This is a genomic window from Nakamurella aerolata (assembly GCF_013002705.1).
Classification (GTDB): Bacteria; Actinomycetota; Actinomycetes; order Mycobacteriales; family Nakamurellaceae; genus Nakamurella; species Nakamurella aerolata.
This window is the reverse complement of the sequence record NZ_JABEND010000001.1, coordinates 427,062-444,313: the sequence shown is the minus strand read 5'-3', so window position 1 is coordinate 444,313 and position 17,252 is coordinate 427,062. Positions and strand designations below refer to the sequence as shown.

General features: G+C 69.0%; 13 protein-coding genes and 1 pseudogene. 10 read left to right on the top strand and 4 right to left on the bottom strand.

All coding sequences use genetic code 11. The annotated features are described in order from the left end of the window. Positions 1 to 9: 9 nt before the first annotated feature. Both HKD39_RS01955 and HKD39_RS01950 read right to left on the bottom strand, forming a co-directional pair. Positions 10 to 690 carry an MBL fold metallo-hydrolase gene (locus tag HKD39_RS01955; protein WP_171198126.1) on the bottom strand — a complete coding sequence of 227 codons (681 nt, stop codon included), beginning with the start codon at positions 688 to 690 and terminating at the stop codon, positions 10 to 12. A gap of 73 nt (positions 691 to 763) precedes the next feature. After that, positions 764 to 1,600 (bottom strand): maleylpyruvate isomerase family mycothiol-dependent enzyme, encoded by an 837-nt coding sequence (locus HKD39_RS01950; RefSeq protein WP_171198125.1) that lies wholly within the window; start codon positions 1,598 to 1,600, stop codon positions 764 to 766. A 204-nt stretch (positions 1,601 to 1,804) separates the two neighbouring features. Here HKD39_RS01950 and uvrA point away from each other — a divergent pair. The 4 genes and pseudogenes from uvrA to hisG all read left to right on the top strand — a co-directional run. Then, a pseudogene (gene uvrA, locus HKD39_RS01945) lies at positions 1,805 to 4,735 on the top strand (excinuclease ABC subunit UvrA); the annotation flags it as partial. Positions 4,736 to 5,401: 666 nt separating this feature from the next. Beyond that, on the top strand, positions 5,402 to 6,241 hold the full coding sequence (locus HKD39_RS01940) for a HEAT repeat domain-containing protein (RefSeq protein ID WP_171198123.1): 840 nt from the start codon (positions 5,402 to 5,404) through the stop codon (positions 6,239 to 6,241). Positions 6,242 to 6,255: 14 nt separating this feature from the next. After that, on the top strand, positions 6,256 to 6,519 hold the full coding sequence (locus HKD39_RS01935; RefSeq protein ID WP_171198122.1) for a phosphoribosyl-ATP diphosphatase: 264 nt from the start codon (positions 6,256 to 6,258) through the stop codon (positions 6,517 to 6,519). A 77-nt stretch (positions 6,520 to 6,596) separates the two neighbouring features. Beyond that, on the top strand, positions 6,597 to 7,445 hold the full coding sequence (hisG, locus tag HKD39_RS01930) for an ATP phosphoribosyltransferase (protein ID WP_171198121.1): 849 nt from the start codon (positions 6,597 to 6,599) through the stop codon (positions 7,443 to 7,445). Positions 7,446 to 7,614: 169 nt separating this feature from the next. Here hisG and HKD39_RS19910 read toward each other — a convergent pair whose 3' ends face one another. Beyond that, a complete protein-coding gene (locus tag HKD39_RS19910; protein ID WP_212753783.1) occupies positions 7,615 to 8,655 on the bottom strand; it encodes a thioesterase family protein in 1,041 nt (346 codons plus the stop codon). Between the two features lie 133 nt (positions 8,656 to 8,788). Here HKD39_RS19910 and HKD39_RS01920 point away from each other — a divergent pair, with 133 nt between their 5' ends. Both HKD39_RS01920 and HKD39_RS01915 read left to right on the top strand, forming a co-directional pair. Next, on the top strand, positions 8,789 to 9,802 hold the full coding sequence (locus HKD39_RS01920; protein WP_171198120.1) for a M50 family metallopeptidase: 1,014 nt from the start codon (positions 8,789 to 8,791) through the stop codon (positions 9,800 to 9,802). Positions 9,803 to 10,150: 348 nt separating this feature from the next. Then, the gene (locus HKD39_RS01915; RefSeq protein WP_425488409.1) at positions 10,151 to 10,954 is read left to right on the top strand and encodes a tRNA (adenine-N1)-methyltransferase; all 804 of its coding nucleotides are present in this window, start codon (positions 10,151 to 10,153) and stop codon (positions 10,952 to 10,954) included. 60 nt (positions 10,955 to 11,014) lie between these two features. On the opposite strand, the gene HKD39_RS01910 is transcribed toward HKD39_RS01915, so the two are convergent. Further along, complete coding sequence (locus HKD39_RS01910) at positions 11,015 to 11,509, bottom strand: hypothetical protein (RefSeq protein ID WP_171198119.1); 495 nt, start codon at positions 11,507 to 11,509, stop codon at positions 11,015 to 11,017. Positions 11,510 to 11,730: 221 nt separating this feature from the next. On the opposite strand from HKD39_RS01910, the gene arc reads away from it, so the two are divergent. The 4 genes from arc (at position 11,731) to HKD39_RS19165 (ending at position 17,237) form a co-directional block, all read left to right on the top strand. Beyond that, positions 11,731 to 13,575: a proteasome ATPase gene (arc, locus tag HKD39_RS01905; protein WP_171198118.1), complete on the top strand. Its 1,845-nt coding sequence runs from the start codon at positions 11,731 to 11,733 to the stop codon at positions 13,573 to 13,575. A 101-nt stretch (positions 13,576 to 13,676) separates the two neighbouring features. Next, positions 13,677 to 14,435 (top strand): hypothetical protein, encoded by a 759-nt coding sequence (locus HKD39_RS01900; protein WP_171198117.1) that lies wholly within the window; start codon positions 13,677 to 13,679, stop codon positions 14,433 to 14,435. Positions 14,436 to 14,593: 158 nt separating this feature from the next. Beyond that, positions 14,594 to 16,213, top strand: coding sequence for an extracellular solute-binding protein (locus HKD39_RS01895; RefSeq protein WP_212753782.1), 1,620 nt, complete (start codon positions 14,594 to 14,596; stop codon positions 16,211 to 16,213). Beyond that, a complete protein-coding gene (locus HKD39_RS19165) occupies positions 16,206 to 17,237 on the top strand; it encodes a carbohydrate ABC transporter permease (protein ID WP_212753781.1) in 1,032 nt (343 codons plus the stop codon). The genes HKD39_RS01895 and HKD39_RS19165 overlap by 8 nt, the downstream gene beginning before the upstream one ends. The last annotated feature ends 15 nt before the right edge of the window (positions 17,238 to 17,252 follow it).

Below are 17,252 nucleotides of genomic sequence, written 5' to 3'. Positions count from 1 at the left end.
GGTCCTGCGCTACCAGCCGCGGGCGCGCCATTGCGCCAGCTGCGGACGCTCGGTGCCGAGAGTGGTGTCGTCGCCGTGACCGGGGTAGACCCAGGTGTCGTCCGGCAGCGTGTCGAACACTCGCTGCTCGAGATCGTCCAGCAACGACGTGAAGTCTTGGGGTGAGCCGGTTTTCCCCGGACCGCCGGGAAACAGCGAGTCCCCGGTGAAGAGGTGAGCAACGCCCTTTGGGTCGCGGTAGAGCAGCGCCACCGAGCCCGGGGTGTGTCCGCGCAGCGCGATCACCTGCAATTCGCTGTCGCCCAACGGCACCGTCGACCCCTGCTCCAGCAGCACATCGGTGGGCACCGGGAGCGCAGCGGCGTCGTCGGCACCGGCATACAGGTTGGCCCCCGTCATCCCGGCGACCGACGGCAGCGCCTGCCAATGATCGCCGTGCCGGTGGGTGGTGACGATGCTGCGCAACCGCGGCCGATCCGGCCCGTCGCCGAGCAGATCCGCGATCCGCTCGTTGTCGGCCGCCGCATCGATCAACAGCGCATCGCCGGTGTGCTTGCACACCAGCAGATAGGTGTTGTTGTCCATGTCGCCCACCGACATCTTGGTGATGGTGATGTCGGGCAAGTCGCGGATCGCTGCGTCGCCGTGCGGTTCGACGTGCCCGGTGTACTCGCTGCTGACGGAAACCATGAGACCTATTGTGGCCCGAGTCTTCTCGTCGTGGTCAGGCGACCCTTACCCGGACCGCCCGTGGCGCCGCCGGTCACCAGGGTGGCGGCTGCGGCAGTGGCCCGGTGGCCTCCAGCGCCGCTCCGTCGTGTCGGCCGGTCAGCCATCCGGCGAGCGCCCAGGCCGGCCCGCTGATCCGCAGCGCGACCTCCGCTTCCGGTGCATCGGCAGCGCCGGCCGCATCGTTGTCGACGACGACGGTGACGTCGCTGTCGGTGGCCTGCAGCACCATGTCCGGCAGCGCATGGGTGCGCAGATAGGTGTCGCGCATGGCATCAAGCAGGCCGCCGGCCAGCTCAGGGTCGAGCCCGTTCAGCCCGCGCCCGATGCCGAGATCATGGGTGTGCAGCAGCACCTCTGTCAGTCGATGGGAGGGCACAACGGTCGCCGGGGCGACGCCGCCGCCTCTGGTCTGGACCTGCGCGAACCAGGCCGCCGCCGGCATGCCCGCCGCATCGGCGAGAAACGCTCGGGAGGTCACCTCGACGTCGGCGAGGATCACCTGGTCAGGGCGGGTGGCGCCGATGTTGACGTCGGCGTCCCGGCTCTCCGGCGACGGATACATCGACAATTCGACTCCACTGCGCGCCCACAGCAACAGATTCCGCAGCCCGTCGGCATTGCGGGCCAGGTGGGTGAGCACATGCCCGACCGTCCAGCCCAGCGCCCTGGTCGGCTGCGCGGCCCAGGCCGCGTCCTGCACCGTCTCGCGCAGCCGGTCGTCGGCCCGCCGGAGCCACTCCAGTTGCTGGACGACGCGGACCAGCGCGTCGTTGGAGCCGTCAGCTGAGTGGGAATCGGAACCGGCACCCGGAACCGAGCGGGAGCCGGGACCGGGGAGGGGCGCAATGTCGGGAGTGCCGGAGTCCATCGCTCGATCATCGCGCACCGCGGTGGCGGCCGCACAGCCCGCCGGCGTCCTACTGGCCTCGCCCGGCTTGGTACGTGGTCCGGCTTCGCGGGCGCCCCACCTGTCCGGCTCGGGTGGAGAGGCGGGCGGGCTCCGCCGAGAGCGAACCGGCAACGGCGGGCGATGGAGGGGCACTGTCGGAGGCTGGTCATAGCATGGGACACCGTGACCGAAGAGCTAGTCGTCCGGGGTGCCCGCGAGCACAACCTGCGCAATGTCGACGTATCACTGCCGCGCGATGCACTGGTGGTGTTCACCGGGCTGTCCGGGTCCGGCAAGTCGTCGCTGGCCTTCGACACCATTTTCGCCGAGGGCCAGCGCCGGTACGTTGAGTCGCTGTCGTCGTACGCCCGGCAGTTCCTCGGGCAGATGGACAAGCCGGACGTCGACTTCATCGAGGGACTCTCGCCCGCGGTCTCCATCGACCAGAAGTCAACATCACGCAACCCCAGGTCGACGGTCGGCACCATCACCGAGATCTACGACTATCTGCGGTTGCTGTTCGCCCGGATCGGTCATCCGCACTGCCCGATCTGCGGCCAGCCCATCGCCAAGCAGACGCCGCAACAGATCGTCGACCGGGTGCTTGCCATGGCGGAGGGCACCCGTTTCCAGGTCTTGGCGCCGGTGGTGCGGGAGCGCAAGGGCGAGTACGTCGACCTGCTGGAAGAGTTGCAGTCCAAGGGTTTTGCCCGGGCTCGCATCGACGGCGTCGTCTATCAACTCGGTGAGCCGCCGACGCTGAAGAAGCAGGAGAAGCACTCCATCGAGGTGGTGGTCGACCGGCTGGTCAACCGCCCGAGCGCCAAACAGCGGATCACCGACTCGGTCGAGACAGCGCTGCGGCTGGCCGACGGTGTCGTCATCCTCGAGTTCGTCGACCTGGACGAGGACGACGAGAACCGCGAGCGCCGCTTTTCCGAGCGGCTGGCCTGCCCGAACGATCACCCGCTCGCCATCGACGAGCTGGAACCACGCTCGTTCTCGTTCAACTCGCCGTTCGGCGCCTGCAGCGTCTGCACCGGACTCGGCACCCGCAAAGAGGTCGACCCCGAGCTCGTCATTCCCGACCCTGACCTGTCGCTGGCGGACGGCGCCATCCAACCGTGGAGCGGCGGTCAGACCAACGAGTACTTCACCCGGCTGCTGGGCGGTTTGGCCGACGCGATGGGTTTCGACCTCGACACCCCGTTCAGCGAGCTGCCGGTCAAGGCCCAGCGCGCGATCTTGAACGGCAGCAAAGACCAGGTGCACGTCAGCTACCGCAACCGGTACGGGCGGCAGCGCTCGTACTACGCCGAGTACGAGGGCGTCATCCCGTTCCTGGAGCGGCGGGCCGCCCAGACCGACTCCGACTACGCAAGGGAGAAGTACGAGGGGTACATGCGCGAGGTGCCCTGCCCGGCCTGCCACGGCACCAGGTTGAAGCCGGAGATTCTGGCGGTCACCTTGGCGCACAAGGACTTTCCGCAGGGACGCAACATCGCCGAGATCTCCGCGATGTCGGTACGGGAGGCGGCAGCGTTCTTCCCAGGGCTGGTGCTGTCCGAACGCGACCGGATGATCGCCGAACGGGTACTGAAAGAGGTGGACGCCCGGCTCGGTTTCCTACTCGACGTCGGCCTCGACTACCTCTCGCTCGACCGCGGCGCCGCGACCCTGTCCGGCGGCGAGGCCCAGCGAATCCGGCTGGCCACCCAGATCGGTTCCGGTCTGGTCGGGGTGCTGTACGTGCTCGACGAGCCGTCCATCGGCCTGCACCAGCGCGACAATCACCGCTTGATCCAGACGCTGGAGCGGCTGCGCGACCTCGGCAACACTCTGATCGTCGTCGAACACGACGAAGACACCATCCGCACCGCCGACTGGGTGGTCGACATCGGGCCCGGTGCGGGGGAGCACGGCGGCAAGGTGGTGGTGTCCGGTCCGGTCGCCGAACTGGAGACTTCCGACGAGTCGGTGACGGGTGCCTACATCTCGGGCCGGCGGGAGATCCCGGTCCCGCTGACCCGCCGTCCGGTGCAGCCCAAGCGCAAGCTGACGGTGGTCGGTGCCCGCGAGCACAACCTGAAAGACATCACGGTCGACTTTCCGCTCGGCCAGCTGATCGCTGTCACCGGCGTATCCGGTTCGGGAAAGTCGACCCTGGTCAACGACATCCTGCATGCGGTGCTGGCGAACCGGATCAACGGCGCCAGGCTGGTGCCCGGCCGGCACACCCGCGTCACCGGGCTGGAGCACGTGGACAAGGTGGTCGGTGTCGACCAGTCACCGATCGGCCGGACGCCCCGCTCCAATCCCGCCACCTACACCGGGGTCTTCGATCACATCCGCAAGCTGTTCGCCTCCACCCAGGAGGCGAAGGTCCGCGGCTATCAACAGGGCCGATTCTCGTTCAACGTCAAGGGCGGGCGCTGCGAGGCCTGCGCCGGCGACGGAACCATCAAGATCGAGATGAACTTCCTGCCGGACATTTACGTGCCGTGTGAGGTGTGCAAGGGCGCACGGTACAACCGGGAAACCCTTGAGGTGCACTACAAGGGCAAGACCATTGCCGAGGTGCTCGATACCCCGATCGAAGAGGCCGCCGAGTTCTTCGAGCCGATCGGCGCCATCCACCGCCACCTCAAGACGCTGGTCGATGTCGGCCTCGGGTACGTCCGGCTGGGGCAGCCGGCACCGACGCTGTCCGGCGGTGAGGCGCAGCGGGTGAAGCTGGCCGCCGAGTTGCAGAAGCGCTCGACCGGCCGCACCGTCTATGTGCTCGACGAGCCGACCACCGGCCTGCATTTCGCTGACGTTGAGAAGCTGCTGCTGGTGATCAACGGTCTGGTCGACAAGGGCAACACGGTTGTGGTGATCGAGCACAACCTTGACGTGATCAAGACCGCCGACCACGTGATCGACATGGGCCCCGAGGGCGGTTCCGGCGGCGGCACGGTGATCGCGCAGGGCACACCGGAAGAGGTCGCCGCGGTACCGGAGTCGTACACCGGCCAGTTCCTTGCGCCGATCCTGGAAGGCCGTGCGGTGCAACAACAACGCCGCGGCTCGGCCAAGGGCGGGGGAGCGTCGCGTTCGGGAGCTGGGAGGAGCGGCACCCAAGCCGCTGCTGCGCAGGCCGGCGCCGCGTCGGGCGCCGGGACCAAGTCCAGCGCGCCGAAGTCCGCGACCGGGAAAGCCGCTGGCAAGGTCACCGGGAAGTCAGCCGGGGCGTCAGGCGGCGGGGCCGCCGGCGGCAAGGCCGGTGGGGCGGGCGGCAAGGCCGGTGGGGCGGGCGGCAAGTCCGCGGCCGCGAAGGCTGCCACCGCGGATTCCGATGGCAAGTCCGGCGCCGCAAAGTCCGGACGGACCGGTTCGCGTGCGGCGGCACAATCCGCCGGCGTCAACGGCGAGGCCGTTGCCAGCTCGACTCGCGGGCGGCGCGCCAGCGCCTGAGCTGGTGCGGGCGGCGGGCCGTCGGGGACTGCCCGATCGCGCACCCTTCGGCACGTCGCACACCCGCTGCCGGACGGACGGTGTGCGACGTGCCGAAAGCGGCGCGATCCGGCGGGGACCGGCGAACGTCCCCTGCTGGTGGAAGGCGCTGGTGGCGCGGCCGGTGTCGTTCTCGCCTACCGCGTGTGACAAGCGGCGCCCGGGGCTGCGACGATGGAAGCGCAGCAACCAGCCATCCCTGCATCGCGCCGTGCCATGGCGCGCCGCCTGCGCTTCCACCATCCGTGGTTGCGCAACCCGACCCGATCGAAAGACCGACACCGCATGCCATTGCCCGCCGATCCCGCCGCTCAGATCGACCGCGCCGAACGGTTGAGCACTCTGGTCGACGGTTTCCCGGAACGCGTCCCCGGTGCCCTACCGGCCCTGCGTGAACTGCTCGACGAAGCCGCCAACGCCGAGGTTCGCGCCGCGGCGGTGCGCGCCGTCGGCGACACCTGGACCGACGACGGCATCCAGCTGCTGCTCGGCCGAGGGCTCGAGGACGACGACGTGCGGGTGCGGCGCGAGCTGGCGACGGCGCTCGGTTCGGTCGATCCGGAGGGCGAGCTGGTGGGGCAGGTGGCCGAGGTGCTGCGGGCGCTCTCCGCCGACATCGACGACGACGTGCGCGATAGGGCCTGCGCATCATTGGCGGCCTCGCAGGACGCGTCGCCGGAAACCGTTGCGGCGTTTCGGGGACGCCTTGATGACGCCCATGACGACACCAGGTGCGGCGCCCTGCTCGGGCTGGCCCAGCTGGGCGATCGTGCCGCGCTCCCGCTCCTGCGCGACCGGCTGGAAACCGCCGATCCATTCGAGATCTTTCGACTGGAGCTGCAGGCGGCGGAGAAATACGCCGATCCCAGCCTGCTCCCCGGCCTGCGCCGGATCGAAACCGCCTGGCGTGCCGAAGAAACCGACAACACCGGGACGGCCGGCGCCGGCGAGACCGGCAGTGTGTCCGACGACGGTGTGCCGGACGAAACAGCTGACGACGCCGAAGCAGCCGACGACAACGCAGCCGACGCCGACGCCGACATGTGGGCGGACCTGAACCGAGCCATCGCGGCCAGCGCGAACGGACGCGCTGCGGGCGACGCTGGGCCGTCCCGAGTGACCTGAGAGAATAAGCGTCTGTGAAGACATTCGACGAGTTGTTCGCCGAGCTCAGCGAGAAGGCGCGCACCCGTCCCGCCGATTCCGGGACGGTCGCCGCCCTGGACGCCGGCGTGCATGCCCAAGGCAAGAAGCTGCTCGAGGAGGCCGGCGAGGTGTGGCTGGCCGCCGAGCACGAGAGCGACGACGCCGTTGCACTTGAGGTTTCGCAGCTGCTGTACCGGGCCCAGGTGATTCTGCTCGGCCGCGGCATCGGCCTCGACCAGGTCTACAAGCACCTGTGATCCGCCGCACCGCACCCGATGCCCGGCGTCACCCCGTGGTCGTCGAACCGTCAGCTCCCAGCGACAGGAGTAGGCCCATGCTGCGCGTTGCCGTTCCGAACAAGGGCACCCTGGCCGAGCCGGCCTCGGCAATGCTCAGGGAGGCCGGCTACCGGCAACGAGGCGAATCGCGCGATCTGACGGTGCTCGACTCCGGCAACGACGTCGAGTTCTTCTACCTGCGCCCCAAGGACATTGCCACCTACGTCGGCTCCGGCGACCTCGATCTCGGCATCACCGGCCGCGACCTGGCGATCAACACCGACATCAACGTCACCGAGCTGGCCGAACTCGGCTTCGGCCACTCCACCTTCCGCTACGCAGGGCCGGCCGACCAGAGCTGGACCGTCGAAGCGTTGGGCGGCAAGCGAATCGCGTCCGCATACCCGCACCTGGTGCAGGCCGATCTGCAGCGTCGCGGGATCACCGGCAGCACGGTGATCCGGCTCGACGGCGCCGTCGAGATCTCCATCCAGCTGGGCCTGGCTGACGTGATCGCCGACGTCGTCGACTCCGGAAGAACGTTGCGACAGAACGGATTGGCGACCTTCGGCGAGCCCATCCTGACGTCGGAGGCAGTGCTGATCACCCGCGCCGACTCCGATCCGGGACCGGCCGCACGGCAGCTGGCCAACCGGCTGCGCGGGGTGGTCTTCGCCCAGCAGTATCTGATGCTCGACTACGACTGCCCGCGGCACCTGCTGGAGGCGGCGACCGCCGTCACGCCAGGCCTGGAATCGCCGACCGTGGCGCCGATGGCCGACCCGGAATGGGTCGCTGTGCGCGCCATGGTGTCGCGCAAGGAAGCCAACGCCGTCATGGATGCGCTCGCCGACCTCGGGGCGAAAGCGATTCTGGCGTCGGACATCCGCACCATCCGGCTCTGACCGACACGGCCCGTCCCGGCACGGCCGTGCCAGCACGTCGCGGTAACGAGCGAGAACGGGCAACTCGACAACAGCAGAACGGTCGGCCGGGTTGGCTCCCGGCGATCGCTGGCAGCAGGTCTACGCGGGCGAAGTTGTCCGGCGCCGGCCGCCGCCGCCCAGCGGGCGCCTAACGCCGCCGCAGGGTCAGCGACTGTGCTGCGGTGCCGAACGGCCCGTCGACGTCGTGCAGCACGGACGAGGTCAGCCCAATGCCGGACGGGCCGAACGTCACCGAGACGTCGAGACCGAGCCACTCGCCGCTCGGCTCGCGGAACACGTGCACGGTGAGATCCGTGTTGGGGAACAACAACTCTCGCGGATCGGCGCGAACTGCCATGCCGTTGGCGCTGTCGGTCATCCTGATCAGGTTAGCCAGCGGCGACACCGCAACACCCTCGATCAGCGGGTGGTCGCTGCGAATCCAGGCGCGGCCGCGCCCTGGGCGCCAACCGGGCAGCGTGCGCAACTCCAGTGAGTTGATGAAGCCGCCGCCCCAGTAGTCGGCGCCGGTCCACGGCCCGCCCTCGTCCGGACCCGGCAAGGCGGGAAAGTCGTCTCCGGCCAGGTCGGCGGTGTCGCTGCGGACCAGCCGCCAGGCGTTGACCCTGACCAGAGTCCGCCCCTGCGAGGTCATCTCGGCCTGCACCAACTCGATGGTGCGCCCCGGCCGCACCACCCTCGCGGTGACGTCGAACGGTCGGCGGTGGATCACGCCGAGAATGTCGAAGCTGAGCCGGGAGGTGATCAGGTCGTCACGGCCCGAACACCGCTCCACCACCGCGGCCAACAGGCCGGACGCCGGTGCCATGTGCTGTTCGTGGCTGGCCCAGGCGCCCTCGGTGACGGCGGTGGGCTGATAGCTGGCGGTCAGCACACCGTCGGCGCTGGACTCGGACACTTGCCGGTAATACGCAAGCTGACTGGAGGCATCACCCGCTCCCACCGCATCGCCCGCTGCCACCGCACCTCCCGCTGCCACCGCATCGCCCGCTGCCACAGCGGCCCGGGCCGAAGCGCTGGGGACCGGATCACTGGGGACCGGATCGGTGCGGGCCGAGTTGTCGGGCACCGGGTCGACGGGCACCGACCGGTCGGGGGTCGGAGCGGTCGGGGTGCCGGTGGGGCCGGTTGGCGTCTGCGGCTGGGCACTGCCTGAATCACTGACCACCGGCCGAGGATAGCCAGCCGGCCACGAATGGTTACCGGCCGGTAGCCCGGCTGTGCCCTGTCCTGGTCCGGTGCTGGTCCAGCCTTTGGTTCGTCGCCAACCGCACGGACCGGGCGAACCGTACCCTGAGGCCATGACCTCGGCGCGGCGCGGGACCCGGCTCGGCCGGATCGCCGGTGTGCCGGTGTTGTTGAACGCGAGCTGGCCGGCGTCGCTGGCGATCGTGCTGGCGGTTGTGGTGCTGCTGGCCCGGCGACTGTTGCCGGACGATTCGACGCTCGGCGCGGTGGTGGCCGGCGTGGTGCTCACCGTGCTGTTGCTGGTCAGTGTGCTGCTGCACGAGTGTGGACATCTGTTTGCTGCCAAGGCGGTCGGGCAGCGGCCGGTGCGGATCAGCTTCGACGTGCTCGGCGGCCAGACCGACATCCTCGACGAACGGGACTCCATGCCCGGCTCCGGAGCCGACTCCGGCGCAGGGACTCGTCCGGATCGCAGCCGGGCGTCGGCCGATGCCATCGTCGCCGTTGCCGGGCCGCTGGTCTCCGGTGTGGTCGGCGGCGCCGGCCTGCTGGCCGCACACCTGGTGCGCCCGGACACCGGACCGTGGCTGCTGTTCATGACGGTCGGCGTGGTGAACCTGCTGCTTGCGGTGTTCAACCTATTGCCGGCGGTGCCGATGGACGGCGGCGAGTTGATGCGCAGCATCGTCTGGCGGATCACCGGGAAGCAATCGGCGGGAACCATCGCCGGCTACCTCGGGACAACGCTGGTCTGCGGCGGCCTGCTGCTGCTTGCGGTGCTCGGCTGGCTCCGGATGACGGCGGGCCCCGGTCGCTGGCTGGTGACCGTTGTGCTGGTGGCGATGGCAGTGCATCTCGCGGTGATCGCGGTGCTCGAGGCGCGCCGCGAGCTGGCGTACGCGCGGCTCGCCGCTGTGGTTGCCGCCCGTCGAGGCGCGGCCTCTGCACCCGGATCGGGTGACGCCGACCCTGCAGGGGCCGTCGTGCTGACCGGTGACGGCGCCGAAGAGCTGGCGGAACTGTTGCGGCGCAACGGTTCCAGCAGCTTCGTGGTGGTGGACGACGAGGGTCGCGCGGTTGGCAGGGTGAGTCGGCGCGAGCTGGAGCTGCGGTCGGCGCGACCCTGACCGCCGCGGAGACCCTACGATGGTGCGGCCCTGGCCGGCGCTTCCGCCATCAGCAGGGCGCATACCGAAACGAGAATGATGCACCCGACCGATCAGCCGGAGCCGGCCGAGCAGGCGTCAGCCGGTCAACCCGCCGGCGAGATCCCAGCGTCCGTCCCCGGGCCGAGCAGCGGTGAGCAACCACCGACCCTGCCGGAGAGCGCGACCGGCGCCGGCGAATCCGCCGGAACCAGCGCCGGAGAACCGGGCGCAACCGAATCCGCTGGAACCAGCCCCGGAGAACCGGCCGCAACCGACCGTGCCGGTACCGCCGACCGCCCGAGCGGGCCGTTCCAGGTCGGCGACCGGGTGCAGCTGTCGGACGCCAAGGGGCGCAAGTACACCGTGCATCTGGCGGCGGGGGAGACCTTCCACACCCACCGCGGCGCCATCGCCCACGACGATCTGATCGGCCGGCCCGAGGGCAGCCTGGTGTACTCGACGTCGAGCACCGCATACCTGGCGCTGCGCCCGCTGCTCACCGACTACGTGCTGAGCATGCCGCGCGGTGCCGCCGTGATCTACCCGAAGGACGCCGCCCAGATCATCCACTGGGGCGACATTTTCCCCGGTGCAACGGTGCTGGAGGCCGGGGCCGGCTCCGGGGCGCTGACCTGTTCGCTGCTGCGTGCAGTCGGCCCGAGCGGGCGGGTGATCTCCTACGAGGTGCGCGACGACCATGCCGAGCACGCCGAACGCAACGTGCGGCGGTTCTTCGGCGAGCACCCGGCCAACTGGGAGCTGATCGTCGGCGACATGGCCGAGTTCGCCGACCGCGACCGGCAGGTCGACCGGATCGTGCTGGACATGCTGGAACCGTGGACCATGCTGCCGACGGTGGCCACGACGCTGACTCCAGGTGGGGTGCTGATGGTCTACGTCGCCAGCACCACCCAGCTGTCCCGGATGGCCGAAGAACTGCGCGGATTCGGTGGATTCACCGAGCCGCAGGCGTGGGAAAGTCTGCACCGGCCATGGCATTTGGTGGGGCTGGCGGTGCGTCCCGAGCACCGGATGATCGGCCACACCGCGTTTCTGCTCAGCGCCAGGAAGCTGGCGCCGGGGGTGGAGCCGCCGCGGCCGCAGCGTCGGCCCACCAGCACCGGCCGGTAGCCGAACCATCGCCGCGCCTCGTCCTTGAGCCGGTTGCTCAGGGGCGGTCCCGCCCGGAGATCAGCCGCCGATGCTGTTCAGATCGGGGCAGACCTGCCAGCGCTCGTTGCTCTCGTCCTGCCGCATCTGCGACCTGAACGTCGTCGCCCCCATCGGCGAGTTGACCTTGAAGGTGGCTTCGCCCTCGCGGTTGCCGGTCTCCTTGGCGTCCTGCACCTCGAGGGTGACCTTGCCGAGCAAGTCGTCACCCAAGGCGCTGCTGCCGGAGTCGCCCATGCCGCGGGTCAGCCGTGAGCAGGACAGCTCGTTGACTTGGTCGTAATTGCGGTCGTTGACCGCTGCCGCGAACTGCTCGGCGGCACCGCGTGGGGTGCTGATGTCGTACGACTTGCCCATCAGCAGCCACGCGGAGATCGCCCCCGTCACCACCACAACCGCGATGACGGTGGCCAGCATGGTCCGGCCGGCCGATCGCGTCGGTGCGCCACCGGCCGGGCCGGTCGGCGGGGTGGCTGGCGCCTGCGATTGATATCCCTGCGGTGCCGGGTTGTTCATCGACGTTCCGTTTCTGCGTGGTGTTGCCCGGTGCTGCGCTGTGTCTGGTCTGGGTTGCTCCGGCCGGTACCGGTGCTGTCGTCAAGGGCAGTCTTGCAGACCGGCCAGCGGCAGCGCAGCCGTCGCGCCGGATGCGAACGCCGCGCGGCTTCCGGAGCGGAGATTCGCAGGCGCCCCCGAGTAGGGTCGAGGGAGATTGCCACAAGCAGTGGGGAGTAACCGTGACGGAGTTTTCAGCGCCAGGGTCCGGCCGGTCCGAGCAGCAGCCCGAGCCCGCCGCCTCAGCCGGGTCCGGCGCACCGGGCTCGGCCGGGACGCCAGGGTCCGCGTCGAATCCGGAGTCGGGCCAGCAGTCCGGTCCGGAACTGGCCGCCAAGGTCAGAGACCTGAACGAGGAGATCGCCGCGCTGCGTCGCCGGCTCGCCGTCGCACCGACCGACGTGCGGCCGCTGCAGCGGCAGCTCGCCGACACCCAGGAACGCGTGCGCACCCTCACCGAGCGCAACGACAAGCTGGTCATCACGTTGCGCGACGCCCGCACCCAGCTGCTGCAGCTCAAGGAAGAGGTTGATCGGCTGGCGCAGCCGCCCAGTGGCTACGGCACCTACCTCGGCCCCGGCCCCGAGTCCAGCGTCGAGGTGTACACCGCTGGCCGCAAGATGCGACTGATGTTGTCGCCCAACATCCAGCTCACCGACCTGCGGCGCGGCCAGCAGCTGCGTCTCAACGAGGCCCTCACGGTTGTCGAGGCGGCCGGCTTCGAAGCCACTGGCGAGGTGTCGACGCTGCGCGAGGTGCTCGGGGCCGACCGGGCGCTCGTGGTCGGTCACGCCGACGAGGAGCGGGTGGTGCAGTTGGCCGCTCCGCTGCAGGACGCGCCGCTCAAGCCGGGTGATTCGCTGCTGGTCGACACCAAGGCCGGGTACGCCTACGAGCGGGTGCCGAAGGCCGAGGTGGAAGACCTGGTGCTGGAGGAGGTTCCGGACGTCTCGTACTCAGACATCGGCGGCCTCGGCCGGCAGATCGAACAGATCCGCGACGCCGTCGAACTGCCCTTCCTGCATGCCGAACTGTTCGCCGAGTATCAACTGCGCCCGCCCAAGGGGGTGCTGCTGTACGGGCCTCCCGGCTGCGGAAAGACGTTGATCGCCAAGGCCGTCGCGAACTCGCTGGCCAAGCAGGTGGCCGCCGCCCGCGGCGAGGAGAAGGTGACAAGCTACTTCCTCAACATCAAGGGCCCCGAGCTGCTCAACAAGTACGTCGGCGAGACCGAGCGCACCATCAGGCTGATCTTCCAGCGGGCCAGGGAAAAGGCGTCGGACGGCACCCCGGTGATCGTCTTCTTCGACGAGATGGACTCGGTGTTCCGCACCAGGGGCAGCGGCGTGTCGTCCGACGTCGAGACCACCATCGTCCCGCAGTTGCTGAGCGAGATCGACGGCGTCGAGGGCCTGGAGAACGTCATCGTGATCGGGGCGAGCAACCGGGAAGACATGATCGACCCGGCGATCCTGCGGCCCGGCCGGTTGGACGTCAAGATCAAGATCGAGCGGCCGGATGCCGAGTCGGCCAAGGACATCTTCGGCAAGTACCTGACCGCCGACCTGCCGATCCACGAGGACGATCTTGCCGAGTTCGGCGGCAACCGCGCGGAAACCGTTTCGGCGATGATCCAGACCACCGTCGAGCGGATGTACTCAGAGTCGGACGACAACCGCTTCCTCGAGGTCACCTACGCCAACGGCGACAAAGAGATCCTGTACTTCAAAGATTTCAACTCCGGGGCGATGATCCAGAACATCGTCGACCGGGCGAAGAAGTCGGCCATCAAGGCCCGGATCGATTCCGGCGCAACAGGTCTGCGGGTCGCGCACCTGCAGGACGCGATCGTCGACGAGTTCGCCGAGAACGAGGACCTGCCGAACACCACCAACCCGGACGACTGGGCACGGATCTCCGGCAAGAAGGGTGAGCGGATCGTGTACATCCGCACGCTGGTGTCCGGCAAGCAGTCCGAAGGCTCGCGTTCCATCGACACCGCGCCAAGCACCGGGCAGTACCTGTAACTGTCGGCGCCCGGTGCACGGGCTGGCGCCCCCGGGCCGCCGGTCCATGCGCGTCCACGCGTCTTCGCCCGCGGACGCGACGGCGCGCGTTAGCGTTGGCCATGGAGTTCCTGCTGCTGGTCGCCGGGGTGGCGTTGCTGCTCGAGGCCAGGCGCAGCTCGCGGTCCGCCGGACACCAGCGGGCCAGCTGGACCGCAGCGCTCAGCACCGACCCGACGCCGGTGGCGGAGGTGGTGGGCATGGCCGAAGCGGTGCGCGCGGAACTGCCCGACCGCAGCCTGTTCCAGCGTGACGTCGCCGTCACCGGCGTCGCGCAGCTGGACGACGGCGCGAAACTGACCCGCACGCCCGTCTCCGACGAGCCGTGCATCTGGTTCTCGTTCCTGCGTCAGCTCCGGTCGGTCAACTCCGACGGCGACGAGACCCTCACCGAGAAGCAGAGCTACCACAGCGGCGGCGGTTTCCGGCTGGTCGACCCGGCCGAGCCGTCCGGCGCGAGCGTGGTGGTGCAGATGACAGGGGCCCAGGTACAGGACGTGCCGACCCGCCGCACCAGCGCGGTCAGTGAGCTGAACATGCTGGCAGGGTTGATCGGCCGCGACGACGAGGAAATCATCACCGAACAGTTCATCCAGCCGGGCCAGCCGCTCACGGTGGCCGGCCGGGCCAAGATCTCCGGCAGCCGCGTGGTGCTGGTACCGGCCGGCGCCGGTGTGCCGTTCCTGGTCACCGGCGGCACCCGCGGCACCGCGGTGCGGACGGCCCAGCGGCAGCAGAGTGTGCTGGCGCAGCGGTCGCTGCTGACCGCACTGGCCGGCATCGGTCTGCTCGTCGCCGGCGTTATCGCCATCATCGTCTGAAACTTCGCCAACTGGCCCCCTACTCTTCGCCAACCGGGCGGCCACCCTTGGTGTTGTCGCGGCGGTTGTGTGGTTACAGTTCTTCCCGACCGGGTGACGTCTGGGGCGCAACCAACTGGGAGACAATGGCAATGAGGCCCGTGCGTTCAGTTTCAAGTGTGACCAAGAGTGCTGTGGTACTGGCGGCCGTCGCTATCTTGACCGCCGGCTGTGTCGGCGCCAAGAACGACTCGTCGACCTCGAGCGCCGAAGCTCCGCCGGCGGCGGGGACGACCGGCCAGCAGCAGAGCGCCGGGGCCGCGGCGGACGGCAGCGCGGCCGCTGGCAACGGCGGCTCCAGCGCGGCGGGTGACCAGGCAGCGTCCGGCTCAGCGGCTTCCGGCTCGGGAGCGGCTGACGGTTCCGGTGCGGCCGGTTCCGGTGCTGCGGCGCCCGGTGGCGGCGGCAACGCCAACCCGGTCAACGCCGATGCCAAGGACGTCACCCTCACCATCGCCACCAACGCGGTCAAGGGCGGCAAGAACGACGCAGAGGCCACGTGGATCACCGAGACCGTGATCCCCGGCTTCATCGCCGAGCAGAAGGCCAAGGGCGTCAACGCCAAGGTCACCTTCAACGGTTCCGGCGTCGACGATCCCGAGTACAAGACCAAGCTGCAGCTCGGCCTGAAAGCCGGTGGCGCGGCGGACGTGTTCGCCGCCGACGGCATCTGGCTGGGGGAGCTCGCCGGCGCCGGCTACGTGAAGCCGCTCAACCAGGTGGCCACCGGCATCGACAGCTGGGACGGCTGGAAGCAGATCTCCGACTCGGTGCGGCAGAGCGTCACCTACCAAGGTCAGGTGTACGGCCTCCCGAACGGCACCGACGGCCGGGTGCTCTACTTCAACAAGAAGGTCTTCCAGCAGGCCGGGTTGCCGGCCGACTGGCAACCCACGTCCTGGGACGACATCCTCGCCGCGGGGGAGAAGCTCAAGGGCGTTGATGGCGTCACCCCGATCCAGATCAACGCCGGCACCGCAATGACCGAAGCGACAACGGCGCAAGGCTTTCTACCATTGCTGGTCGGCACCGGTAAGCCGCTGTTCGACGACAAGGCCGGCACCTGGCAGGGTGCCACCCCCAACGTCAAGAGTGTTCTTGGCTTCTACGGCAAGCTGTACGGCGACGGCGGTCTCGGCGATGCCACCCTGCAACAGGACAACAGCGGCAGGGACCAGAGCTTCGAACTGTTCGCCAAGGGCCAGATCGGCATTCTCGCCGAGGGCGACTACTTCTGGCGGTCGGTGATCTGCCCGGACAAAAAGACCTGCGGCGCCACCTCGATGGCCGATCGGAACAGCACCGTCGGCTGGGCCAAGATCCCCGCGGAGAAGCCGGGTTCCGGGGTGAACGGCCAAGACTTCGTGTCGGTCTCCGGTGGCTCCGGGTTGTTCCTGAACCCGAAGTCGCAGTACCCGCAGCAGGCCTGGGAACTGATGCAGTACATGCTGAGTGCCAAGGCCCAGGAAGCGATGAGCAAACTGCAGGTGCGCATCTCGGCGCGCGATGACGTCAACGCCGCCACTCTCGCCAACGACCCGCTGCTCAGCTTCATCGCCAAGGACGTGCTGCCGATCACCACCTACCGCCCGTCTGACGAGAAGTACAACGCGGTCTCCACCGCCATCCAGCAGGCCACCCTCGACGTCGTCACCGGCACCTCGCCGGACGAGGCCGCAGCGACCTACGCCAAGAGCCTGGAGAAGATCGTCGGCGCCGACAAAGTGAGCAGTGAGTAGCGCCCCAGTCGACCCGGCGATCAGCACCAGCGCAGGCGACCCCGATCAGGCCGACGGGCCGGATCCGCAGCGGCGCGCCGGTCGTGCCCGGCGTGATCCGGACGTCGTCGGTCTGGGCCGGTGGCGGGCCGCAGGGTTCGTCGCGCCCGCGCTGGTGGTGGTCGGGGTCTTCCTGGTGTTCCCCGCGGTCTGGACGCTGTACCTCGGGCTGCTCGACTATGCGCTGACCGGAAGTTCTGCCGCCGCACCGACTTTCGTCGGTCTCGACAACTACTCGGAAGCCATCGGCGACTCGGCGTTCACCCGGGCGCTGTGGCTGACCCTGGTTTTCGTGGCGCTCTCCGCGGTGTTCGGGCAGAACATTCTGGGGTTCGCGCTTGCCTGGTTCTTCCGCGGTGCCAACCGGGTGGTCCGCAACGTGTTGACGGTGCTGGTACTGCTCGCCTGGATCCTGCCAGGATCGGTTGTCGCGTTCCTGTGGCAGGCCCTGCTCGACCGGCGTGCCGGCACGTTGAACGGCCTGCTCGGCACCGAGGTGCCGTGGGTGATCGAGCACCCGATGGCGGTGATCGTGATCTTCAACATCTGGCGCGGCACCGCCTTTTCCATGCTGCTGTACGCGGCCGCGTTGTCGACGGTGCCGAAGTCGCAGCTGGAGGTGGCGAAGATGTCGGGTGCGTCCAGCTGGCAGCAGCTGCGCGACGTGGCGATCCCGACGGTGCGGCGCAACATCCTCACCAACACGCTGCTGATCACGTTGTGGACCTTCAACGACTTCAGTCCGTACCTGCTGACCGGCGGCGGACCGAACGGGGCGTCCACCACGCTGCCGGTGTACATCTACAAAACCGCCATCGTCGAGGGCAATCTCGGCTACGGCTCGGCGGTGTCGCTCTTGCTGCTGCTGGTCAACCTGGTGATCGCGGTGGTGTACATCAGGTTCCTGCGCACCGCCGACGACGACTCGGCGTTGGCCAGAGACACCAAGCGCCGCAAGCGGAACGCCGCGAAGGCGGCGGCATGACGAGCACGCATGAGG

What these genes read in the sequence shown, in the direction of transcription:
- HKD39_RS01940 (WP_171198123.1), top strand. Translation starts at nt 5,402, where the DNA reads ATGCCATTGCCCGCCGATCCCGCCGCTCAGATCGACCGCGCCGAACGG.
- hisG (WP_171198121.1), top strand. Translation starts at nt 6,597, where the DNA reads ATGCTGCGCGTTGCCGTTCCGAACAAGGGCACCCTGGCCGAGCCGGCC.
- HKD39_RS01955 (WP_171198126.1), bottom strand. Translation starts at nt 690, where the DNA reads ATGGTTTCCGTCAGCAGCGAGTACACCGGGCACGTCGAACCGCACGGC.
- HKD39_RS01900 (WP_171198117.1), top strand. Translation starts at nt 13,677, where the DNA reads ATGGAGTTCCTGCTGCTGGTCGCCGGGGTGGCGTTGCTGCTCGAGGCC.
- HKD39_RS01910 (WP_171198119.1), bottom strand. Translation starts at nt 11,509, where the DNA reads ATGAACAACCCGGCACCGCAGGGATATCAATCGCAGGCGCCAGCCACC.
- HKD39_RS01950 (WP_171198125.1), bottom strand. Translation starts at nt 1,600, where the DNA reads ATGGACTCCGGCACTCCCGACATTGCGCCCCTCCCCGGTCCCGGCTCC.
- HKD39_RS01920 (WP_171198120.1), top strand. Translation starts at nt 8,789, where the DNA reads ATGACCTCGGCGCGGCGCGGGACCCGGCTCGGCCGGATCGCCGGTGTG.